The sequence below is a fragment of the Paenibacillus sp. oral taxon 786 str. D14 genome, assembly GCF_000159955.1.
GTDB lineage: Bacteria > Bacillota > Bacilli > Paenibacillales > Paenibacillaceae > Fontibacillus > Fontibacillus phoenicis.
Genome location: NZ_GG696001.1, coordinates 4,581 through 26,875, shown reverse-complemented (window position 1 = coordinate 26,875; position 22,295 = coordinate 4,581). Strand labels below are relative to the sequence as shown.

18 protein-coding genes are annotated in these 22,295 nt (G+C 52.5%); 16 read left to right on the top strand and 2 right to left on the bottom strand.

Translation table 11 applies throughout. From position 1 onward, the window contains the following. Window positions 1–18 precede the first annotated feature (18 nt). The 15 genes from liaF to POTG_RS21780 all read left to right on the top strand — a co-directional run bounded on the left by liaF (window position 19) and on the right by POTG_RS21780 (window position 18,390). On the top strand, window positions 19–966 hold the full coding sequence (liaF, locus tag POTG_RS21850; RefSeq protein ID WP_009227027.1) for a cell wall-active antibiotics response protein LiaF: 948 nt from the start codon (window positions 19–21) through the stop codon (window positions 964–966). Between the two features lie 3 nt (window positions 967–969). Beyond that, a complete protein-coding gene (locus tag POTG_RS21845) occupies window positions 970–2,040 on the top strand; it encodes a sensor histidine kinase (RefSeq protein WP_009227026.1) in 1,071 nt (356 codons plus the stop codon). Then, window positions 2,009–2,665 (top strand): response regulator, encoded by a 657-nt coding sequence (locus POTG_RS21840; protein ID WP_036646657.1) that lies wholly within the window; start codon window positions 2,009–2,011, stop codon window positions 2,663–2,665. The genes POTG_RS21845 and POTG_RS21840 overlap by 32 nt, the downstream gene beginning before the upstream one ends. 264 nt (window positions 2,666–2,929) lie before the next feature. Next, complete coding sequence (locus POTG_RS21835) at window positions 2,930–4,564, top strand: S1C family serine protease (protein ID WP_009227024.1); 1,635 nt, start codon at window positions 2,930–2,932, stop codon at window positions 4,562–4,564. A 152-nt stretch (window positions 4,565–4,716) separates the two neighbouring features. Continuing rightward, window positions 4,717–5,406: a response regulator transcription factor gene (locus tag POTG_RS21830; protein WP_009227023.1), complete on the top strand. Its 690-nt coding sequence runs from the start codon at window positions 4,717–4,719 to the stop codon at window positions 5,404–5,406. A 2-nt stretch (window positions 5,407–5,408) separates the two neighbouring features. Beyond that, entirely contained in the window at window positions 5,409–6,866 is a 1,458-nt protein-coding gene (locus POTG_RS21825; protein WP_009227022.1) for a sensor histidine kinase, read from the top strand. 61 nt (window positions 6,867–6,927) lie between these two features. Next, window positions 6,928–7,887 carry a 4-hydroxy-3-methylbut-2-enyl diphosphate reductase gene (locus POTG_RS21820; RefSeq protein WP_036646656.1) on the top strand — a complete coding sequence of 320 codons (960 nt, stop codon included), beginning with the start codon at window positions 6,928–6,930 and terminating at the stop codon, window positions 7,885–7,887. A 158-nt stretch (window positions 7,888–8,045) separates the two neighbouring features. After that, entirely contained in the window at window positions 8,046–8,786 is a 741-nt protein-coding gene (locus POTG_RS21815; protein WP_009227020.1) for a CAP domain-containing protein, read from the top strand. A 436-nt stretch (window positions 8,787–9,222) separates the two neighbouring features. Beyond that, a complete protein-coding gene (gene aroF / locus POTG_RS21810) occupies window positions 9,223–10,266 on the top strand; it encodes a 3-deoxy-7-phosphoheptulonate synthase (RefSeq protein WP_009227019.1) in 1,044 nt (347 codons plus the stop codon). A 260-nt stretch (window positions 10,267–10,526) separates the two neighbouring features. Continuing rightward, the gene (glnA, locus tag POTG_RS21805) at window positions 10,527–11,951 is read left to right on the top strand and encodes a type I glutamate--ammonia ligase (protein WP_036646655.1); all 1,425 of its coding nucleotides are present in this window, start codon (window positions 10,527–10,529) and stop codon (window positions 11,949–11,951) included. 217 nt (window positions 11,952–12,168) lie between these two features. After that, window positions 12,169–14,898 (top strand): GH36-type glycosyl hydrolase domain-containing protein, encoded by a 2,730-nt coding sequence (locus tag POTG_RS21800; RefSeq protein WP_009227017.1) that lies wholly within the window; start codon window positions 12,169–12,171, stop codon window positions 14,896–14,898. Window positions 14,899–14,916: 18 nt separating this feature from the next. Continuing rightward, complete coding sequence (locus POTG_RS21795) at window positions 14,917–15,804, top strand: hypothetical protein (protein WP_009227016.1); 888 nt, start codon at window positions 14,917–14,919, stop codon at window positions 15,802–15,804. Between the two features lie 215 nt (window positions 15,805–16,019). Beyond that, a complete protein-coding gene (serC, locus tag POTG_RS21790; RefSeq protein ID WP_009227015.1) occupies window positions 16,020–17,108 on the top strand; it encodes a 3-phosphoserine/phosphohydroxythreonine transaminase in 1,089 nt (362 codons plus the stop codon). A gap of 167 nt (window positions 17,109–17,275) precedes the next feature. Beyond that, window positions 17,276–17,740 carry a tRNA (uridine(34)/cytosine(34)/5-carboxymethylaminomethyluridine(34)-2'-O)-methyltransferase TrmL gene (gene trmL, locus POTG_RS21785; RefSeq protein ID WP_009227014.1) on the top strand — a complete coding sequence of 155 codons (465 nt, stop codon included), beginning with the start codon at window positions 17,276–17,278 and terminating at the stop codon, window positions 17,738–17,740. Window positions 17,741–18,144: 404 nt separating this feature from the next. Beyond that, window positions 18,145–18,390 carry an AbrB/MazE/SpoVT family DNA-binding domain-containing protein gene (locus POTG_RS21780; protein ID WP_009227013.1) on the top strand — a complete coding sequence of 82 codons (246 nt, stop codon included), beginning with the start codon at window positions 18,145–18,147 and terminating at the stop codon, window positions 18,388–18,390. 1,060 nt (window positions 18,391–19,450) lie between these two features. On the opposite strand, the gene POTG_RS21775 is transcribed toward POTG_RS21780, so the two are convergent. Both POTG_RS21775 and POTG_RS21770 read right to left on the bottom strand, forming a co-directional pair. Further along, entirely contained in the window at window positions 19,451–20,518 is a 1,068-nt protein-coding gene (locus POTG_RS21775; protein ID WP_009227012.1) for a phosphodiester glycosidase family protein, read from the bottom strand. Further along, complete coding sequence (locus POTG_RS21770; protein ID WP_009227011.1) at window positions 20,515–20,925, bottom strand: hypothetical protein; 411 nt, start codon at window positions 20,923–20,925, stop codon at window positions 20,515–20,517. The genes POTG_RS21775 and POTG_RS21770 overlap by 4 nt, the downstream gene beginning before the upstream one ends. A gap of 201 nt (window positions 20,926–21,126) precedes the next feature. Here POTG_RS21770 and POTG_RS24510 point away from each other — a divergent pair. Continuing rightward, window positions 21,127–22,295 (top strand): aminotransferase class I/II-fold pyridoxal phosphate-dependent enzyme (locus tag POTG_RS24510; protein WP_036646653.1); only part of this gene is annotated, 1,169 nt, incomplete at its 3' end.

Genomic DNA, 22,295 nt, shown 5'->3' with positions numbered 1-22,295 from the left:
TCCATTGGAGGTAACGATATGAGAAATGGCTTATTTGGAAGATTTATTGGAGGGATGGTGCTGATCGGTATCGGGGCAGTTTTTCTTCTGAATCAGTTCGGGGTGACCGATTTCAGCATCGGCGAAATGTTCGCGACATACTGGCCCTTGTTTCTGATTTTAGGAGGGTTGGTGAACTTAAGCAACGGCGGCTGGCGGGGCGGTAACTTTGTCGGCAGTGTCGTATTATTGCTGATCGGCGGGTATTTCCTGGGCCGCAATCTGAATTTAATTGACTTAAGTCCGGGCGACTTTTTCCGCTTCTTCTTTCCGGTGATGTTGATCATCGGCGGGCTGTTCGTCCTGTTCAAACCGCGTGATCCGCATCGGCGCAAACGGCGCGACGATTTTCCGCCGCCTCCGATGCCGCCGCTCGATCCTCCGCCACCAACGTTCCATCCGGAGATGGAGTCTCCGCTGGATTCGATTTTCGGATCGATGGAGAAGGAGAAAGAGAAGGAAGAAGCAGCTAAGCAGGAAAAACCGCGTTTTTCCCATCCTAATTTCGGGCACCACCATCATGAAGGTGGTTCAGGAGGCCATGGATCGGTCATCCAGAAATCCGGATTTATCGGTGATGTTCACTTGGGTCAGGATTATTTCCAGCTGAAGCCGATGAATATCTCCCATTTTATCGGCGATACAATCATTGATCTAACCAAGGCGCAAATTCCTTACGGGGAAACGAAAATTAATGTTTCGTCCTTCATCGGCGACGTGAAAGTGTTCATCCCCGACGATATGGACATCGGTATTGTGGCCACCTCCAGCGCGTTCATCGGCGATTTGAAAGTGCTGACGCAGAAGCAAGGCGGCTTCATGAGCAGCGTCACCGCCGAATCTCCGTATTACGGTGAAGCCAGCAAGCGGATTAAGCTGATTGTCAGCGTGTTTGTGGGCGACGTTAAAGTGAACATGGTAGGGTAACCCATGATTGTGCGGCGGATCTTGATGAATACGAAGTGGGAGCTGTTGTGTTATTTCTTGCTCACCGGCAGCCTGACGGCGGTTGCCTTCTATATCGGAACGACTACCGGGGTGATCGTGGTCAGCGATTCCTGGGTGTGGATTTACGATATGGCAGGCATCGCCGTTTTGGCGCTGATTATCGGCTATATCGCCGGTCGGCGCATCCAGGGGAAGATCGATCACTTACACCTGAACATGCTGCAAGTCGCCAAGGGGAACTTATCGGTGCGGATGCCGGAAACGGCGGACCAAACCTTTAACGGAGTGTACCAGGAATTTAACAACATGATTGATGCCATGGAGAAAAAAATGCAGCTGCTTCAACAGCTTGGCGAGCAAGAGGTTGTCGAGAAGGAGCAGGCAGCGGAAAAAGCGGTGCTGGAGGAACGCAGACGGCTAGCCCGCGATTTGCACGATACCGTCAGCCAGCAGCTCTTCGCCATTCATATGGCGGCTTCCTCTTTGCCAAAGGTGCTGGAGAATAACGCTACTCAGGCAGAAACGGTGCTGAATCAGCTGATCCAGATGTCGAATACGGCGCAAAAGCAGATGCGGGCACTCATCGCTCAGTTACGTCCGATGGAGCTGGTTGGCAAATCGTTGGCCGAGGCGCTCGATCAGTGGTTTCCCGACTATTGCCGGCAAAACGGACTCAAAGGGATTAAGGATATGGACATCCAGGGAGATATGTCGGAAGCGAAAGAGCATCAGCTGTTCCTCATCATCCAGGAAGCGATGGCGAATATCGTGAAGCATGCCGGGGCTAGTATGGTCAGCTTGTCGTTGCGAGAAGGTCCGCGTCAAGTGGTGTTGAGCATCAGCGATGACGGACAAGGCTTCAGCAGCACGTATCAGAAGCAGGGCTCCTACGGGCTAACGACGATGAAGGAACGGGCGGAGAAGCTTGGCGGCAATGCGGAAATCATTAGCAAGCCGGGGGCAGGAACAACGATACGGGTGCATATTCCGAAGTTTGAGGAAGGGAAAGGGGGAGCCGCGGATGAGCAAAATCAAGGTGATGATCGTCGATGATCATGACATGGTACGGATGGGGTTAAAGACGTATTTGATGCAAGACCCGGGATTCGAGGTGATCGCCGAGGCCGGAGATGGTCGTGAGGCGGTAGAGTTATTGGAGCGAGGACTTCGGGAGGGGCAGCCCGACATCATTCTGATGGATTTGATGATGCCGGGCATGAACGGAGCAGAAGCAACCAAGGAAGTGCGGAGCCGGTTTCCGGATATGAAAATCGTGATCCTCACCAGCTTCTTGGAGGATGATCTCGTCGTGCAGGCGGTTGAAGCCGGTGCGGTCAGCTATGTGCTGAAGACGGTCTCAGCCGAGGAGCTGATTTACGCGCTGCAAGGGGCATACCGCGGGATGCCGGTGATGACGGGCGAAGTGGCCCAGGCGCTCACGCGCGGCCTCCGTCAGCGAACCGTACAAGGGGATGACTCGGGGATGACCGAGCGGGAGAAGGAAGTGCTGCTGTTAATCGCCGAGGGAAAAAGCAACAAGGACATCGCCGAGGAGCTGCATATCAGCATTAAAACGGTCAAAACCCACGTCAGCAACCTGCTGATGAAATGCGAGCTGGAGGACCGCACGCAGCTAGCAATCTATGCCCACCGGCAAGGATGGGTAGGGCATTCATAGATTTATCATCATATCGGTAAAATGAGGCGTTATCCATACGTTGGAACCGCCTTTAACGGAAATAGCGCCTGATGGGGCGCTATTTTTGATGCTTCGGCACGGCTCGGTTAGATCTCGAAAATGGCTTTAGATCAGCAATTCTAGCTTTTATCTCCTTTTTAATTGTTTTTAATGTATGTTTAAGGTTTCTGGTACAGAATAAAAATCAAGAAACAAGAAAAACAAGTTACCCCTGAACCACTCGGGGGAAGGAGGTCAATGAATATGGATGATCAAAGAAATAAATCGGGCCAACCTTTTGAAGACGACGCCAACGCCAATGCAAATGAACCTAAGCGTCAAGAATCTTCGGAGTCGAGCTCTTCCTATTATTATTCTTACGGACCTTTTCAATCCTATGGAAAAAACAACGAGGAATCCGGCCAAGCAACCGGCTACTCGCAAAGCCAACCTCAAGAAGTAGAAGTGACGAGACCGCAGCCGCTGAAACCTTATCCTTCTTCCTATGAAATGATTCGCAGCTCAGCTGAACCAACGAACGGTTCCAATGGAGACGGACGCAGCTTGCCGGCAGCCAAGAGTGTGAACTGGCAATACAACAGCAAACCGCAGCGTAAATCCTCCGTTCGTTCGGTAATCGCCGGTGTATTGGCCGGCATGCTGATTATGACCGGCGCGATGTTTTATGCGGACCGCGCGAACCTGTTTACGCCGGATCAAGCCGCATCTTCTTCGGTGCCGGCATCGAGCAACGCATCCAATAGCAGTGGTACTACTGAATCGTCCGGCAAGGCAACCACTGCATTGTACCCGGTAACGGATTCCGGTGAGGTGACGAAAGTCGTGAATCAAGCTGGGCCGGCCGTTGTTAAAATCGAAACGTTAACCGATGCCAGCAAGCAAAGAAGCAGCAACCCGTACAGCAACGATCCATTCTACCGTTACTTCTTTGGCGATGACTTCTTTGGCTCTGGCGGCAATGGCAGCAACAACGGCAGCGGCGGCTCCTCCTCCGGCTCGAGCCAACTGGTGCCGACGGGGATCGGATCCGGATTTATTTTCGATAAAACGGGCTACATCTTAACGAATGAACACGTTGTGCATAACGCCGACGTTGTGCAGGTCACGGTCCAAGGCACAGATAAGCCTTATGAGGCCAAAGTACTTGGCACCAGCTATGAGCTTGACTTGGCCGTTCTGAAAATCGACGGCGACAGCAACTTCCCGTCGATTCCGCTGGGCAACTCGGACAACACGCAGGTTGGGGAATGGCTGGTAGCGATCGGGAACCCGCAAGGCTTTGACCATACGGTGACGGCCGGGGTGCTGAGTGCGAAGGAACGCGACATCACGATCGCCGGGGAAAACGGTGAGAGGGACCGCGAGTACGAGCATTTGCTGCAAACCGACGCTTCGATTAACCCCGGGAACTCCGGCGGTCCGCTCTTGAACTTGAACGGTGAAGTGATCGGGATTAACGTTGCTGTAAGCTCGGATGCGCAGGGCATTGGTTTTGCGATCCCGACCAGCACAGTTACCGAAGTGTTGGATAAGCTGAAAAACAACGAGAAAATTCCACAAAAACCGGTACCATTCATCGGCGCGACTTTGATGACGATGACCGAGGAAGTTGCGAAGCAAATGCAAACCGACGTGAAAGAAGGCTCTATTGTTACGGACATCGTGTTCAAATCGCCGGCTTATAATGCTGATCTTCGGCCGTACGATATTATAGTCGGGGCTAACGGTACCAAATATGCTACCAAAGAGAAATTGATTGAGTTCATTCAGAAACAGCAGGTCGGTGCGAAAGTGACGTTGAACGTCGTACGTAACGGCAAGAACATTGATCTTGAGGTTACGATTGGCGATAAAAACGAGTTTACCAACGTAAACTAATTCGCACGGGAAGCAGCCAAGGCGGTAAAGGCGGCAGGCAGGAGCAGCCTGCCGCCTTTTTGGCTTCCAGATGCGGGTTTACCGTTTATTTTGGTACAATGGAGACAGTAGAGCTTGCTGCCAGCAAGCGAAAGGCAAAGGAGAGATAGCTCGTGAGATCGGCGATTTTGGTCATAGATGATGATGAGAAAATTACGTCGATGCTGCGGCGCGGCCTCGCATTTGAGGGGTATGACGTGTATACAGCTCAGAACGGAGCGGAAGGGCTGTCGATGATGCTGAGCGCCGACCCGGATTTGATCATTTTGGACGTGATGATGCCCAAGGTAGACGGATTTGAGGTCTGCCGGCGGCTGCGCGAGGGCGGAAGCACCGTACCGGTGCTGATGTTGACCGCCAAGGACGAGGTCGAGAACCGGGTGAAAGGCCTGGATATCGGTGCCGATGATTACCTCGTCAAACCGTTTGCGCTGGAGGAGCTGCTGGCTCGGGTACGGGCATTGCTCCGGCGTAAGGACTCGGGCAGCCGATCCGGCAGCCAGCGTTTGATTTTTGAGGACATCATCATGGATCTGGACTCCCGTGAAGTGACGCGGGCTGGTCAACGTTTGGAGCTGACGGCGAAGGAATTCGAGCTGCTCCATCTGTTCATGCAAAATCCGAAACGCCTGCTCACACGTGATTTAATTATGGATAAAATTTGGGGTTACGACTACAGCGGGGAATCGAATGTGCTGGAGGTATATATTGCCATGCTTCGTCAGAAGACCGAGGAACACGGCGGCAAGCGCGTTATTCAGACGATCCGCGGGGCCGGTTACATCCTGAGAGGAGAGGCTTAAGTATGTCGATCCGGCTGCGGCTGACTGCATGGTATACCGGAATTTTGGCCGTAACGCTGATCCTGTTCAGCGCTTCGATTTATGGGTTGGTCAGATACAATACGTATCTGGAAGTGAGAAACCGGTTGGAGGATCAGGCCAATCGGATCAAGAACTCCCAAAGCTACAGCATCACCCAGGGACTGGATTTGTATTTGGATCCGATGCAGGCGAATCGGTTGGAGGACGCCCAGCTGTTTGTGCAGATTCACAATTATACGGACGGTCACACGCGGTATTCGCAAAATTTGCTGAATTGGAATATGAAATTTCCGGTTCCCACCGGGGATTCGGCGAGCAAAATTGCGGGATTTAAACGGGTGCAGTTATATAATCATTCCTTCTTGCTGTACCAGCTCCCAATTACCCTCGATAACCAGTTGATTGGTTTAATCCAGTTAGCGGCGTATACGGGCGCCGAAGACAAGCTGATGAGCCGGATGAGTACCGTATTGTTATTTGGCTCCATCGTTACCATTTTGGCGGCCAGCTCGTTGGGTTACTTTCTTGCGCGCAAATCGATGGCACCCATCGGTAAAGTCATTGAGGCAGCGAATGGCATCCAGACCGGGAATGATTTGAGTGTAAGAATTGACTACGAGGGGCCGAACGATGAAATCGGCCAACTGATCGGGACCGTCAATAACATGCTGGCCCGAACCGAAGGCTTCTACAGGGAGCTGGATGAAGCTTATTCTGCACAGCGCCGGTTCGTGTCGGACGCTTCCCACGAATTGCGGACGCCGCTTACGACCATTCGCGGTAATGTTGATTTATTAAAACGGATGTGGTCCCAGGATGTGGAGCAGCGCGATCCAAGCGAGGAGGAGCGGGTTCGCAGCTTCTCATTGGAGGCGGTGAACGACATCGCTGCGGAGTCCGAGCGGATGAGCCGGCTGGTGAACGATCTGCTGTCGCTGGCCCGGGCCGATGCCGGGCAAACGTTAACGAAGGAACCGATCCAGTTGGCCCCGGTCGTGGAGGAAGTGGTCCGCCGGGCGCAATTTTTGCCGAGGAAAGCGGAGTGGGTCCAGGGGGATCTGCAAGCGCTGGACGGCGTGACAGTGAACGGCAGCAAGGATTATTTGCAGCAGATGCTGTTTATTTTTATTGAAAATGCGTTTAAATATACCGAGCAGGGCAGCGTCACCATCGATGCGATTCGATCTGGGGGACAGATCGGCATCCGCATTGCGGATACGGGCATCGGAATGGACCGCAGCGAGGTGCCGCATATTTTTGAACGCTTTTATCGGGCGGATCCGTCTCGCGGGATGATTCAAGGGACCGGATTGGGCTTATCGATCGCCAAATGGATCATCGACGAGCATGAAGGTTCGGTGGAAGTGTTGACCAAACGCGGCGAAGGGACGACGTTTATCATCTGGCTTCCCATTGTCTTTAATGCCCTGCCGGAATAGTTTATAATAGAGAGGCTCCCCTCCGTCAGGAATCTGGGGGATTAGAAAGCAGGGATATTTGATGGAAGTCATTAAAATTTCACCGCGCGGTTATTGCTATGGGGTCGTAGACGCGATGGTTCTGGCTCGTCAGGCGGCGCAGAACCTGGATCTGCCGCGGCCGATTTATATACTTGGCATGATTGTGCATAACAGCCATGTCACGAACTCCTTCGAGGACGAGGGAATTATTACGCTGGACGGTCCGAACCGCCTGGAGATTTTGAATAAGGTAGAGAGCGGGACGGTAATTTTTACCGCCCATGGGGTGTCTCCAGAGGTTCGCAAGCTGGCCCGGGAGAAAGGGCTCACCACAGTGGATGCCACTTGCCCGGACGTCACCAAGACCCATGTGTTAATCGAGGAGAAGGTTGCCGAGGGATATGAGGTCATCTACATCGGCAAGAAAGGACACCCTGAGCCGGAAGGCGCGATGGGGGTGGCTCCAGGTAAGGTACACTTGATCGAGAAGGAAGAAGAGATCGATCGGCTCAATCTGACCGCCGACAAAATCGTCATTACCAACCAAACGACGATGAGCCAGTGGGATATTAAGCATATTATGAAAAAATTGCTGGAGAAATATCCGGGCGCAGAGGTGCACAATGAGATCTGTCTAGCGACCCAATTGCGCCAGCAGGCGGTTGCGGAACAGGCGGGTCAGGCTGACCTCGTGATCGTTGTCGGCGATCCGCGAAGCAACAACTCCAACCGGCTTGCCCAGGTGGCTGAGGAGATTGCTGGAGTGAAGGCGTACCGCATCGCGGATATCACGGAGTTGAAGCGCGAGTGGCTGGAAGGGGTCCGCAAAGTAGCGGTCACCTCGGGGGCATCAACGCCGACGCCAATTACGAAGGAAGTCATTCAATATCTGGAACAATATGATCCGGAAGACCCGGCAACTTGGGAAATCGTTCGTACGGTAAATCTAGCGAAGTTGTTACCTCCAGTGAAGGTCGGAGCTCGAAGCAGAGGAGAATAAAACATAGATTTATAGAGCTGAAAACCGCGTCCCATCGCGGTTTTCGCGCATTTACCAACATTTGCGGGGTTCAATAGGAGTCGATTCATGTTATACTCGTTGTAGAAAGGTTACAAAAATGTAACTAAGCTATTAACTACAACGAAGGAGATGACAGAATGAAATCGAATCGACTGAAACGTTTGGTGACAGGTGGACTTACTGCTATGTTGGCAGCAGCAATTGTTGTACCAGCATCGGCCTCGGCGGCCTCGAATACGACGACGAATAAAACTTATACGACATATAAGGTTTATACAACTTACGGCACGAATACGAATACTTGGACGAACTATTTTACAATTCCTTGGTATCTATATTATCCAACGAAGCCAGTCCAAAGCGGTAACCAAGGCACTACGGGCGGCCAGACGCAAACCGGAAATACGCAAGGTACGACTCAAGGAACAACTCAAGGAACAACTCAAGGAACAACTCAAGGTACTACGCAAGGCACAACCGGTAATACGCAAAGTGCGGTAACCGACAAGTCGCAATTTGCAACGGAGGTTATCCAACTGGTGAACCAGGAGCGCGCGAAGCAAGGCCTTAAGCCGCTCACCGGTGACGCGGAACTGAACAAGATGGCATTGGCTAAAGCGAAGGATATGAGCGATAACAACTACTTTAGTCATACGTCTCCAACGTACGGCTCGCCATTTGACATGATGAAGAAGTTTGGTATTCAATTCAGCTACGCAGGCGAAAACATTGCCATGGGGCAAAAAACGCCGGCTGAAGTCGTAAAAGCTTGGATGAACAGTGAAGGACACCGTGCAAATATTCTGAACGCCAACTACAACCTGATTGGGGTTGGCTACTACAATGGGTATTGGGCACAGGAGTTCGTAGGAAGATAAGGATATAAGCGAAAGGCCGGAGAATTGTTCTCCGGCCTTTTTATGTGCGGTTGCGGCTGAGAACGAGGCGGGGGAGTGGCTCGCCGCCCCCTTTTTACACCATTATCCCTTTCGATAAGGGAGCCAGAAATGGATTGGCGTAGGAGGATGTGTTTTCCGTGTTGTGCCTCTTCCTGGATCATCTGATTACGCGGATTAAACGGGATAATGGGGTAAAAGAGTCTGAAACATGAAGGAGTTTCCGCGAAAGCTCAGTTTATTCCACATATACCTACGCCGATTAGGGTTGACGGGCGAGGTAAATTCGGCTATAGTTACTTTAGTGGTTAAAAGCTTAAAAGCGCACAAGCGTTCAAGCGAAACAGTGATTGTGCATTCGAATATTTGTTTTTAGCTCGTACACGCATCGCCTAATAGGAGAAAGGATGGGATCGAAATGATCGTTATTACTTCAAACCAAACCCCAGAGGAGCGCGTTCAGGAAATTATCGCTGTCATCGAGAAGGAAGGCCTGCAGACTCATGTATCTCGTGGGAAAGATCGGACTGTGATCGGATTGATCGGTACGATTGAACCAAAGCTTGCTGAGCACCTTCGTCAAATGAAGGACGTTGAGAACGTCATTAAAATTTCGAAATCTTACAAGCTGGCTAGCCGGGACTTCCATCCTGAGGATACGGTCATTTCGATCGGCGACGTTAAGATTGGCGGTGACGAGCTGGTTGTCATGGGCGGCCCTTGTGCCGTAGAATCGCCGGAACAAATCGACGAGATTGCGCGTCTCGTGAAAGCAGCCGGCGGACAGGTGCTGCGCGGCGGTGCATTTAAGCCGCGTACGGGTCCTTACAGCTTCCAGGGCATCGGTGTGGAAGGGCTCATCATGATGGCGGAGGCCGGCAAGAAGCACGGTCTGCTGACCATTACGGAGGTCATGACGCCGGAATACGTGGATGTGTGCGCTGAATATGCGGACATTTTGCAGGTGGGTACGCGCAACATGCAGAACTTCGATTTGCTGCGCAAGCTGGGCACCTGCAACAAGCCGGTTCTATTGAAACGCGGCTTTAGCGCAACCTATGACGAGTTCCTGAACGCGGCCGAGTACATTTTGGCGGGCGGGAACCCGAACGTTATGTTATGCGAACGCGGGATCCGTACATTTGAAACGTACACGCGCAATACGCTGGATCTGTCGGCCATTCCGGTGCTGCAGAACTTGAGCCATTTGCCGGTAATCTCTGACCCGAGCCATGGCACGGGCCGCCGTGAGCTGGTGGAACCGATGACAAAAGCATCCGTGGCTGCCGGGGCAGACGGTCTAATTATCGAAATGCACACCGATCCAGACAACTCGATGACCGGTGACGGCGTACAGTCTTTGTTCCCGGATCAATTCGCTGCATTACTGCAAGATTTGGAGAAATTGGCACCATTGGTAGGTAAACGTTTTGATACCCCAAAAGCTGCACTTCGCGTGTAAGATAGACGGACATGTGCAGCGCTTTCACAGAATAGACAAAATCCGAAAGCCCATTCGCCATGCGGTGAGTGGGCTTTTATACTATTTGTCTATTAATTTGTACTATGCGTAATAATACCTTATATCGCATGTAAAAATACCTTACATAAGTATTGACGACTTCGCCTTCATAGTCCTATAATGACGACATAATCATACTAAAGGATGAACGTTAAACGCAAAAATAAGATTTAATGTTCGTGATTTTGGGAGGAAAGAGTATGTCAGCAGAGATCGTTTTAAAAACAATCAAGGAAAAGCAAATCGAGTGGGTAGATTTCCGCTTTGTTGATCTGTCGGGACGTCAACATCACATTACGCTTCCGGCGAAAGAAGTGAATGAGGACACCTTCGTAAACGGCGTTGCTTTCGACGGATCCTCGATCCCTGGGTTCCGCGGTATCGAAGAATCGGATATGGTGATGATGCCGGACCATGGTTCTGTATTTGTTGATCCTTTTACCGCACATCCGACGTTGAACGTATTTTGCGATATTTATACGCCGGACGGCGAACGTTATGAGCGTGACCCGCGCAGCGTAGCGGTTCGCGCAGAAGAGTATTTGAAACAAAGCGGTGTCGGTACCGCGGCATACTTTGCTCCGGAATCCGAATTCTTTATCTTTGACGATGTTCGTTTCGAGAGCGGTATGAACAAAACGTTCTACTCGGTAGATTCCGAGGAAGCGATTTGGAACACCGGCCGTACAGAAGAAGGCGGCAACCTGGGTTATAAAGTGCCGGTTAAAGGCGGCTACGTTCCGGTAGCACCAACCGACAAGCAACAAGACATCCGCAGCGAAATGTGCCGTTTGCTTGAAGAAGCCGGCATTCGCGTTGAACGTCACCACCACGAAGTAGCAACATCCGGTCAAGCGGAAATTAACTTCCGTTTTGACACGCTGCTGAAAACGGCTGACAACCTGATGGTTTACAAATACATCGTGCATAATACCGCCGCTCAATTTGGTAAAACGGCAACGTTTATGCCTAAGCCGCTGTTTGGTGACAACGGCAGCGGGATGCACGTACACCAATCGATCTTTAACGGCGATACTCCACTGTTCTACGAAAAAGGTGCTTATGCTAACCTGAGCGAAATCGCCCTGAACTACATCGGCGGGATCCTCTACCATGCACCGGCGATCATCGCCTTCACGAACCCAAGCACGAACTCGTTTAAACGCTTGGTACCTGGCTTCGAGGCTCCAGTAAACCTGGTATACTCGAAGGGGAACCGTTCGGCTGCTATCCGGATTCCGGTTGCTGCCGTAACGCCAAAAGGCTGCCGTATCGAATTCCGTACGCCAGACTCCACGGCTAACCCGTACTTGGCCTTCTCCGCTATGCTGATGGCTGGCCTCGACGGCATCAAGAACAAAATCGATCCGGTGAAACTGGGCTACGGACCGTTCGACAAGAACATTTACGAGCTGTCGGATGAAGAGAAAGCATCGATTCGCAGCGTTCCGGGCTCCCTGGACGAAGCGCTGGACGCTTTGGAAAGCGATTATGAGTTCCTGACTCAAGGCGGAGTCTTCACGAAAGCGTTCATCGACAACTTCGTGGAAATGAAACGCGCCGAAGCCAGAGCTGTTGCAGTTCGTGTACATCCTTACGAATTTGGTCTTTATTACGATCTGTAAGCCGAGTAGCTATCATACGAACAACCTCCCTATCCGTTGGATGGGGAGGTTTATTTTTTTGCGAACTGAAACCCTTTACAAACCGAGGAATAGATCAGATAATGAAGATATCGAAACCGGTTTCGTTGCTTTTTGAAATTGGTTTTTTGAACTCTTGGATGATTTGGGGTTCCGAATCATTTCGGAACATCTGATTTCAACGGAAAGGATGAGGGAAATGGCGACAAGCGGCTGGAAATTCCATGGGAAGGAGGGTGTGTTTCGGCTTGAACAGCCTGAGTTAAGCAGTTATTTGTATTTTCCTTTGGTTAATGATGCGGGGATGATGTCCTCGGTATCACCGAATTTGCATGGGCAAGCGACAACGGGGCATAACTCATTTCTGCTGGAGCCGATCTCGGTGGAGAGCTTGCATAACTCTAAAGCGGCGCGGAATTTTTGGATCTATCTTGATGGTTATGGGGCCTGGTCCGTGACGGGGAATTCGGCGCGGCAAAACGCGGCGTTATTTTCAGAGGAGAAAGAGAAGACTTTGCTGGAGGCCGGGTTCTTATGGCATAAGATCACGCGGGAAAGTGCCAATCTGAACTTGAGAGCCGAAAGCACCAGCTTTGTTCCCGTGACGGACGATAAAATCGAACTGATGAAGGTTCGGCTGACCAATACCGGGGATACGGAACTCACCATTACACCTACCGCGGCGATTCCGCTGTATGCGCGTTCTGCTGACGATCTGCGGGATCACCGGCATGTTACCTCGTTGCTCCACCGGATATATACCTCCGCTCACGGCGTAGAGGTTCAACCGGCACTGTCGTTCGATGAGCGCGGGCATCGCGTGAACAAAACGGCCTACGGCGTATTTGGAGCCGCGCAGGATGGGACTGCTCCGATTGGATTCTTCCCGGTGATCGAAGACTTCATCGGCGAAGGCGGGGCTTTAGACTGGCCGCAGGCGGTGGTCGCCAATCGTCAGCCGGATGTTGAAGCAGGCGCCGAAATCGAGGGGTATGAAGCGGTTGGTGCGCTCAAGTTTGCCACAACCCAGCTAGCGCCGGGGGAATCGGTGTCCTATGTTGTAGCCATGATGATCGCTGATGACCGGATCGATACGAAGCGCATTGCTGCAGCATATTTGTCAGAGGCCCGATTTGATGAACTGCTGGAACAAAACGAAACTTACTGGCGGGGCAAGCTGGATACGCTCGCTTTTCAATCCGGAGATGAACAACATGATCTTTGGTTGAAGTGGGTGACGCTACAGCCGATTTTACGCCGTTTATATGGAAACTCGTTCCTCCCGTATCACGATTATGGGCGCGGCGGACGAGGCTGGCGCGATTTATGGCAGGACTGTCTGGCCTTGCTGGTGATGGAGCCGGATGAAGTGGGGCATTTGCTTTACAACAACTATGCCGGCGTGCGGATCGACGGCAGTAATGCGACGATTATCGGCGCGAAACCGGGCGAATTTATCGCTGACCGCAACAATATTCCGCGGGTATGGATGGACCATGGGGCTTGGCCGCTGTTAACGACGCTACTGTATATTCATCAAAGCGGGGACCTTGGCTTTTTGCTGAAGCCGCAGACGTATTTCCGCGATATTTTCACCAAACGTTGTAAGGAACGTGATCTTGCCTGGACGCCGGAGCAGGGGAACAAGCTGTTGTCGCAAGATGGGCGTATTTACGAAGGGAGCATTTTGGAGCATATTCTGCTGCAAAATATCGTGGCGTTCTTTAACGTAGGCGAAAATGGCAATATTAAGCTGGAAGGCGCGGACTGGAACGACGGACTGGATATGGCGCCGGCACGTGGAGAGAGCGTTGCGTTTACAGCATTTTATGCCAGCAATTTGCTGGAGCTCTCCGAGTTGATTCCTCGGTTAGCACAAGCGCCGGGCGGAACGGATACGATCGAGATTGCCGAAGAAATCGCTGTGTTGCTGGATAGCCTGGGAACGCCGATTAACTACGACAGCATTCCGGCGAAGCAGGAGCTGCTGGAACGTTATTTTGACTCCGTTGTGCCGGCCGTCAGCGGGCGGAAGCGGAAGTTTAGCGTGCAGCAGGTGGCGGAGGATCTTCGGCGGAAAGCGGATTGGGCGTTTGAACATTTACGGAAGCAGGAATGGATCCGCAGTGCGGAAGGGTTCGAGTGGTTTAACGGATATTACAACAACGATGCCGTACGGGTGGAAGGAGACCATCCAAACGGGGTACGTATGACGTTAACCGGTCAAGTGTTTACAATCATGGGCGGCATTGCGACCGAGGAGCAAGTTGGCAAAATCACAGCAGCGGTGGATCGGTATCTCAAGGATGAGCGCATCGGTTACCGGCTGAACTCACGGTTTGGTGAAATTCAACAGAATCTGGGGCGGGCGTTTGGGTTTGCTTTTGGCCATAAAGAAAACGGGGCGATGTTCAGCCACATGACGGTGATGTACGCCAATGCGCTCTATAAGCGCGGATTCGTCCAGGCTGGCAAGCAGGTGCTGGATTCCGTTTACCGCTTGTCCGCGGATTTTGAACGCAGTCGGATGTATCCCGGGATTCCGGAATATATTAACGAACGGGGCCGCGGCATGTATACTTATTTAACGGGATCGGCCAGCTGGCTGCTGTTGACGCTGCTGACGGAAGTATATGGGGTCAAAGGCGATTACGGAGATCTGCGTCTGGAACCGAAGCTGACTGCAGAGCAATTTGATGCAGCGGGAGAAGCGTCGGTGATCACCAGCTTCGCCGGACGTAAGTTGCAGATCGTTTATCGTAACCTGGAGCGTGCCGAATACGGGAAGTATCGAATCGGTCACGTTACCGTAAATGGCGTATCGCTGGATTCCAGCTCTCGTGAGGGGGGCTGCCTTATTCCGCGTCAAGAGATCGAGGCGCTGCAGGAAGGAGCCGTTCACCGGATAGAAATTACGTTAACCGCGTAATAGATAGGAAGGGAACCCATGGCTTATCATTTAAAAAACGACCGATTGCACGTTGAAATTGCCGAACTCGGCGAAGTGTACCAAGGCACCCGGTTCGACGGGGCCGGAATCATCACAGGCGTTAAGCTGGACGGACAACATCAATTCTGCGTGCCGGAAAGCCTGACACCCGGAACCGGAACAGGAGGCATTGGAATTTGCAGCGAATTTGGCATCAAGGAAGCGATTGGGTATGAGGAAACTCAGGTGGGTGAACGGTTCCCCAAGCTGGGTGTAGGCTTGCTCACACGGCCGGATGATGCGGAGTACTTTTTTTACAGGGATTACGCCTGCCAGCGTTTTGAGACTCGGGTGGAGCAAAGTGGTGAGCAGCAGATTTGTTTTACGACCGAGCCTGTGGAATGCCGGGGATACGCCATGCGTATGCAAAAAAGCATCAAAATCTCCGGCAACCTTCTGTCCGTCACTTACATATTGGAGAACACTGGGAGCCGAGTGATTATGACCGACGAATACAGCCATAACTTTCTCGGTATTGACGGATATGCGGTCGGGCCGGATTACGTGCTGAAGCTGCCGTTTGCTCCGGAGATCTGGAGCGATGATCCATCGACGCTGGAGGGCTTGGTGTTTGAGGGGGATCAAGTGACCTGGGAGCGCCGTCCAGAGAAGGACTTCTATTTCCGAATGACCCCCTTCGACGGGCGTGAAACCCCTTGGCTGTGGGAGCTGCAGCATCGGCCCAGCGGACTGACTGTACGTGAGCGGAGCAAGCTTCCGTTAAGCTCAGCCGCTGTTTGGGGGCACGGCCATGTCATTTCCCCGGAAATGTTCGTTACGGTCCATGTGGCACCAGGGGAACGGCAAAGCTGGACGCGAAGTTATGAGTTTAGTGAGATTCCTTGAGTGATCGATCTTAGTGAAGTTCACATGGCCAGCGATGCAGCAAGACCTGGAAAAACCGATCGCCCCTTTCCCTTGATGAAGCGTTAATGTGTCAATTCTGCAAAATGGTGAATTTTTGCGAAATAACGGCTTGCTGGGAGATCGAATAGTTGCTATGATAATCGATAATTGTATTCGAAACCAGACATCGATTGTAAAGGGAAGGATGGGGAGAAATGAGTAACAGAGCTTATAACTTTAATGCGGGCCCAGCCGCGTTGCCGCTGGAGGTCCTGGAACGGGCCCAGGCCGAGTTCGTTGATTTCCGCGGGACAGGCATGTCGATTATGGAGATGTCCCACCGGGGAGCCGTCTATGAGTCGGTTCATAACGAGGCAGCTGAACGGTTGCTGAAGCTGTTCGGCCAACCGTCCGGTTATCAGGTGCTGTTCCTGCAAGGCGGGGCCTCCACCCAATTCGCCATGCTCCCGATGAACCTGCTTACGGAAGGCAAGACGGCCGGTTATGTGAAATCGGGCAGCTGGGCGAACAAAGCGATAAAGGAAGCCAAGCTCATCGGCGAGACGTTTGTTGCCGCATCCTCGGAGGAAGATAAGTACATGTCCCTCCCGGACTTGAGCAACTTGAATCTGCCGGAGAATACCGCGTATTTGCATGTCACTTCCAACGAAACGATCGAAGGCACGCAATTCCGCGAGTTCCCGGACACCGGCAGCGTTCCGTTGATCGCCGATATGTCCAGCGATATTTTGTGCCGTCCGTTTGATTTGACCCAGTTCGGCATGGTGTATGCCGGAGCGCAGAAGAACCTGGGACCGTCTGGCGTAACTGTGGTGATCGCTCGCGAGGAGTTGCTGCGGGAGTCGCCAAAGCATCTGCCAACGATGTTCCGTTACGATACGCATGCTGAGAACAACTCGCTGTACAATACTCCGCCATCCTTCTCGATTTATATGGTGAACGAAGTGCTGAAATGGATTGAAGAGCAAGGTTCGCTTGAGGGGATCGAGAAGAAGAACCGGGACAAGGCCGATCTGCTGTATCAAGCGATTGATGCTAGCGGCGGCTTCTACCGTGGTTGTGTCCGGCCGGAGAGCCGTTCGATCATGAACGTGACCTTCCGTCTGGCGAACGATGAGCTGGAGAAGCTGTTCGTGAAGGAATCGGAGAAGGAAGGCTTCGTGGGACTCAAAGGCCATCGCAGCGTCGGCGGCCTGCGCGCTTCGATTTATAACGCGGTTCCGAAAGCCAGCATTCAGGCTCTTGTCGAATTCATGGAACACTTCCAAAAAACGCACGGATAAAGATCGCAGCGGGGCTTCCGCTGGAAGACCCCTGCTATTCCTGAGAACCCCCAACTCGCCTGCTCGCAGGCGGTTCGGGGTTTTTTACAGTCAAAATTTGATATAATGATCAAGTCCGGTCTATGACGGGCCGGGTTTATTTTTCTAGGACGAGGAGTTCGATCATCATGGCCTTACATATTGTGCTGGTGGAGCCGGAAATTCCGGCCAATACGGGAAATATCGCGAGAACGTGCGCCGCGACGGGCATACATTTGCACCTGGTGCGTCCGCTTGGGTTCCGGACAGACGATGCTACGCTGAAGCGGGCCGGCTTGGATTATTGGTATGCGGTGCATATTGAATACCACGATTCGTTTCAGGAAGTGGAGGAGAAGTACGCGGGAAGCCGGTTTTTCTTTGCCACGACCAAAGCCAAGAAGCGGTATACGGATTTCAAGTTCCAGGACGGAGATTTCTTTGTCTTTGGTAAAGAGACGAAGGGCTTGCCGCCGGAGATTTTGGAAGCCCATCCCGACACGACGATGCGCATGCCAATGACCGACAAGGTTCGTTCGCTGAACTTGTCCAACTCGGCGGCGATTATTGTGTATGAGGCGCTGCGGCAGCTTGATTTTCCAGGGATGCAGTAAATACGATTAGCAGCGCGGGGAAGGGGCTGCGCATGGGGGACGCGGAGCCAGCGGCTGCTTGGCTCCCGGGCCCGCAGGCTGATGCGGGAAGAATCAACCTTCGCTGACATGCAACTTGGTGTAGGATAGAGGACAGATGATGAACCTAGAGCAAAGTTGCAGGGATTGGCAGCTGAAATGTTGATCTCTTTCCCACGGCATAACTGCTGGCGATCAAGCGGGGAATGGGCCGACGCAATAGCCATTGGCGGAGTGCCAAAGGAGTTGTCATTGCAGGCATTCCCGGAAAAAATTTAAAAACATGGAACTGTAGCAGGAATCCCAAAAAAAATAGCGAAATATAATAGATTAGGTATTTGGTTCTATTCTTACATAACTATTTTTCAGGAGAGGTGTACAATTTTATGAAACCTGCTGGTGTGGTCCGTAAAGTGGATCAACTCGGGAGAATCGTGTTGCCTAAGTCACTTCGCAAGAGATATCAAATGAACGAGGGAGATCCCGTCGAGATTTTGGTTCAAGGGGATCACATCATTTTGGAGCGTTACCGGCCGAAATGTGTATTCTGCGGATCGATGGAAAGCGTAAGCGACTTCAAAGAGCGGTCCATTTGCAATCAATGCCTGGTCGAAATGAGCCAACTGTCCTAGTCTCCATCCAGGACAGTTGATGGGTTTAACGGCCTCAGAGCATAAGCCTAAATAAGCTTCCCGTACGGGAAGCTTATTTATTTTGTCGAATTTGCTCATACGGGGTCGGTCTCCACAGAGGGGGCGGAGGATGGTGGAATTTTGATCCTAACGGACCGTAGCGACCTTATTTGACGATTTCCCGGTTATTTCCCAATATAACGGACTCCAATGACCTTATTGGCCTTTTAGAGCAGAGATGATGCGTATTTTCTTCAAAATAAGGCCTTCTCAGTCCGTTAGAATTCGGTAAGTCCACCGATGGGAGCAATAACGTCTCTGATGTCCGTTAGCTGGGGGAGAGTGGGCGTTGCTTGAGACGATTCGAAAACAACGGAAGGCCCGGCTGAATTCAAGATTCGACGCCGAGCCTTCTTCTTTTGAATAACTTCGTAATGGAAAGCCGCCCTTTTGAGTTACCGGTTCAATTGAGAGTCAAAAGAGCGGGTTTTCAGCACCGAGATGGTTGGATGAAGCTTAGGGACTGAGTAGCGGAGCGTAGCAAAGTGCTACGAGAGCAACGGAAGGCCCGGCTGAATTCAAGATTCGACGCCGAGCCTTCTTCTTTTGAATAACTTCGTGATGGGAAGCCGCCTTTTTGAGTGACCGGTTCAATTGAGAGTCAAAAGGGCGGGTTTTCAGCACCGAGAAGGTTGGATGAAGCTTAGGGACTGAGTAGCGGAGCGTAGCAAAGTGCTACGAGAGCAACGGAAGGCCCGGCTGAATTCAAGATTCGACGCCGAGCCTTCTTCTTTTGAATGACTTCGTGATGGGAAGCCGCCTTTTTGAGTTACCTCTAAAGGCCTTTGGTTTTATCGTCGTTATAGGATGCAGTCAAAATCCCGCACAAAAACATCGCCATAACGAGTGCAATAATCCAGAATGTTAAAGAGAATGACAAGCCGAACACCTCCACGTTGTACTCCTTCCCCTATTATACCCGGCTATCGTCCAAAAATAAATCAAAATGTGATGGATTTCATAGACGAGTTGTTATCGGAGGAAGACGGTTGGTAGCGACTCATTTAAAAAACAAGAAATGCGTTGGCACAGGACGAAGTGTACCGTCGGACGGGTGGTTGATCACCCGGCCATTGACAACCAGGGAGGAGGAGCCTCCGCCGTCCAGGTTGTAGGCGTCCTGTACGCCCAGGTTTGCCAGCTTGTTTTGCAGTTCTTCCAGCGTTGCGCCGGAACGGCCCTTTTCGTTATCGCCATCGACGACCAGCACCAGCAGCTGATCATCCTTGTAATTTCCGATCACCGTACGCGGCGCTCGCAGCGGGGATGTCTTCCATTTGTCCGGGATCGGGAGCTTGACTCCATTTTGCAGCAGAATCGGGACAAAAGATGCGCCGAACTTCGGTTTCAGCTTGTCCAGGCTCTCTTTGTTTTGAAATTTGCCGCCGATCAGTTGCCCCGATTGATTAAGTCCAACGAAAAATAAATCCTTATAGGAAGGCTCAAAGCCGTTCACATATTGCCCATTGAGGATCGTGGTGCTCAAGGGGTAACGTTGCCCGCGAGAATCGGCAAATCCGCCGGCGTTAATGCCGGCAACCGCGCCGTAGCGTTGCACCGCTTGCATAGTCGTTTCCGCTCCGCCCAGCCGATCTTTGCCCAGCGTCATTTTCATGGCATCCGGCGACTTGAGTCGAATCTTCATCGCATACCCGCGGTACGTGCCGGGGTTCACTTTGTAGAGCTCGATGCGAATCCGGTCGCTTTGAATCGTCTCAAAAGGTACGCCTAACTTGGATGTGATCCGCCGATCGTAGATGGATTCGGGTTTGGCGGAAGCGGTTCTGGCATTTTTGACGATGTCGCTCATGGTTTGGGTGGTCTTCTGGTAGAGCTCGGCCGTCTTTCGGATGGAGGAAATGGTCGTCTTGGCGTCTTTCTCCGCTTTGGTTAATCCTTCCGAGATGGAGGCGGTGGTTTGGAAGACGTCCGCTTCGGGCGTGATGGGGTGCGGTGACCGGTTCCAATCAATCGCGGCCCCGCTGATGAAGAGAGCGATCAGCAATCCAATCAAGGGTCCAGTAGCCAGCAGGAAAAAACGGTTGATTTGTTTAACTGGCGTGATCATTTCAGCAGATCCATCTTTTTCTGAAGCGCGGCCAACTGCTCCTTGACCTCGCTTAATTGCGAAAACAATTTGTTACTGTTATCCGTTTTTTCGCTGGTGTTGTCCTTGGTGAATTCGAGCAATTCGTTGAACGTTTGCACTTTGTTTTGCAATTCCTGGACTTCGTCGGACAAAGCGGTGAGCTGGGCTGTATAATCGGCTTTCATCTGCTCGGCTTCGCTTTGCCATTTGGCGTCCAGCTGGTCAATCATCGACTGCTTCAAATGGTTGCTATACATATAGGCCGCAGTGACGCCGGCACCGATCAGCAGAATCCAAATCAGTATAATCAGGGCTACGGAAGGCCGCCGTGTTCTCCTGCTGCGACTTGGTTCGGTGACGGTTGCAGGTTCCGTAGAGTAAGGCATGGGAAATCACCTCTAAACATATTTTCATGCGCTTTTCGTGCAGCTTTCATTCTATCATGTCGACACGAGGTTCGCAAAAATGATAGATTTGGCAATCCTTCGTCAAAATCAAGCACAATGCAGGGGTTGGCTCCTGTTGTCTGGAAAATTTGTCCTGCAGTACAATTGCAGATACAAGCGAATGGGAAGCGGGGTGTTCTTGTGGACACGGGTTTGGAAATGCTAAAACGCCGGCTGCCGCCGGTCTTCGCCCGGGAAATCGAAGACGGGGTGCGGGGAGGCCGCCTCATTTCACTGGCTGGGCTGCAAGGGAACGGGGGCGGCGTGCGGCTGGAATGGGAATCCGCTGCGGACGGCCAAGGACAAGGCGGATCGAAGGCAGGGCGCCGCGGTGCTGGCGCCTTGCTGGAATGGCTGGCTGAGGCCTATGAAGAGGCCGAAGGCATCCGCACGGACCCGCAGCAATGGTTGCTGGCTGAAAGCGCCGACGGGGCGCTTGATCTGTTGCTGCGGGTGCTGGTGCCGGGCGGCGGCACGGTGCTCGTCGAGACGCCGGCCGCGCCGGAGGCGCTGGAGCTGATGCGCCGCCGCGGAATCCGGGCGGTCCCGGTGGCCTGTGACCGGGACGGCATGCTGCCGGACGATCTGCGGCGGAAATGCGAGCCGACCGGGGGGAGGCCAGCTTTCGTGTACGTGACGCCGCATTATGCCAACCCGTCCGGCCGGGTGTGGAGCCGGCAGCGCAAGCTGGCGCTGCTGGAGATCAGCGAGCGGTTGGGGTTGCCGATCGTCGAGGATGATACGGCGTGTTTGGTGCCGCTCGCGGAGGGGGCTTTTGCCTCAGGAAGGGCAGACGGGATGAAGCGGATGGGGGGTTCTGCTGCAGAGGCAAGTCCGAAACCCGAAGGCGGCGAGCGGGGAAGCCAGAAGCAGGAGTATATCCAAGTAGTGGAGACGACCAAACGCGAGGATAAGGCTGGGTCTAAGGTGGAATCCATCCTAGAGGATAATGCATCAAAGCGTCAGCAAAAGAAGGAAGCAGTGATCGGTGCGGCGAGTGAGAGAAGAAGCACAGAGGACAGAGAGGCCAAGCAGGAGCGCAGCAGCCAGGCGGACGATGTGGGCAATTGGAATGAAGCCGGGAACAAGGACGAGATGGTGAATAGGAGTGAGAAGGACAACAAGAGCAGAGGCAAACGTGGGGAACCGGACGTGGACCCGAGGACTGAACCGAGTGGAGTGAAAGCAGAAGGAGATGATGGCAAGAGCGAGGCAGTCAGCCTGTTCGAGGGTGAAGAAGCCCAGGAAAAGAACCGGGCTGAGTACTTGGCCGACGGTGCTGGGGCCGGCGCGGACACCACCACATCGCT

What these genes read in the sequence shown, in the direction of transcription:
- liaF (WP_009227027.1), top strand. Translation starts at nt 19, where the DNA reads ATGAGAAATGGCTTATTTGGAAGATTTATTGGAGGGATGGTGCTGATC.
- POTG_RS21845 (WP_009227026.1), top strand. Translation starts at nt 970, where the DNA reads ATGATTGTGCGGCGGATCTTGATGAATACGAAGTGGGAGCTGTTGTGT.
- POTG_RS21840 (WP_036646657.1), top strand. Translation starts at nt 2,009, where the DNA reads ATGAGCAAAATCAAGGTGATGATCGTCGATGATCATGACATGGTACGG.
- POTG_RS21835 (WP_009227024.1), top strand. Translation starts at nt 2,930, where the DNA reads ATGGATGATCAAAGAAATAAATCGGGCCAACCTTTTGAAGACGACGCC.
- POTG_RS21825 (WP_009227022.1), top strand. Translation starts at nt 5,409, where the DNA reads ATGTCGATCCGGCTGCGGCTGACTGCATGGTATACCGGAATTTTGGCC.
- POTG_RS21820 (WP_036646656.1), top strand. Translation starts at nt 6,928, where the DNA reads ATGGAAGTCATTAAAATTTCACCGCGCGGTTATTGCTATGGGGTCGTA.
- POTG_RS21815 (WP_009227020.1), top strand. Translation starts at nt 8,046, where the DNA reads ATGAAATCGAATCGACTGAAACGTTTGGTGACAGGTGGACTTACTGCT.
- aroF (WP_009227019.1), top strand. Translation starts at nt 9,223, where the DNA reads ATGATCGTTATTACTTCAAACCAAACCCCAGAGGAGCGCGTTCAGGAA.
- glnA (WP_036646655.1), top strand. Translation starts at nt 10,527, where the DNA reads ATGTCAGCAGAGATCGTTTTAAAAACAATCAAGGAAAAGCAAATCGAG.
- POTG_RS21800 (WP_009227017.1), top strand. Translation starts at nt 12,169, where the DNA reads ATGGCGACAAGCGGCTGGAAATTCCATGGGAAGGAGGGTGTGTTTCGG.
- POTG_RS21795 (WP_009227016.1), top strand. Translation starts at nt 14,917, where the DNA reads ATGGCTTATCATTTAAAAAACGACCGATTGCACGTTGAAATTGCCGAA.
- serC (WP_009227015.1), top strand. Translation starts at nt 16,020, where the DNA reads ATGAGTAACAGAGCTTATAACTTTAATGCGGGCCCAGCCGCGTTGCCG.
- trmL (WP_009227014.1), top strand. Translation starts at nt 17,276, where the DNA reads ATGGCCTTACATATTGTGCTGGTGGAGCCGGAAATTCCGGCCAATACG.
- POTG_RS21780 (WP_009227013.1), top strand. Translation starts at nt 18,145, where the DNA reads ATGAAACCTGCTGGTGTGGTCCGTAAAGTGGATCAACTCGGGAGAATC.
- POTG_RS21775 (WP_009227012.1), bottom strand. Translation starts at nt 20,518, where the DNA reads ATGATCACGCCAGTTAAACAAATCAACCGTTTTTTCCTGCTGGCTACT.
- POTG_RS21770 (WP_009227011.1), bottom strand. Translation starts at nt 20,925, where the DNA reads ATGCCTTACTCTACGGAACCTGCAACCGTCACCGAACCAAGTCGCAGC.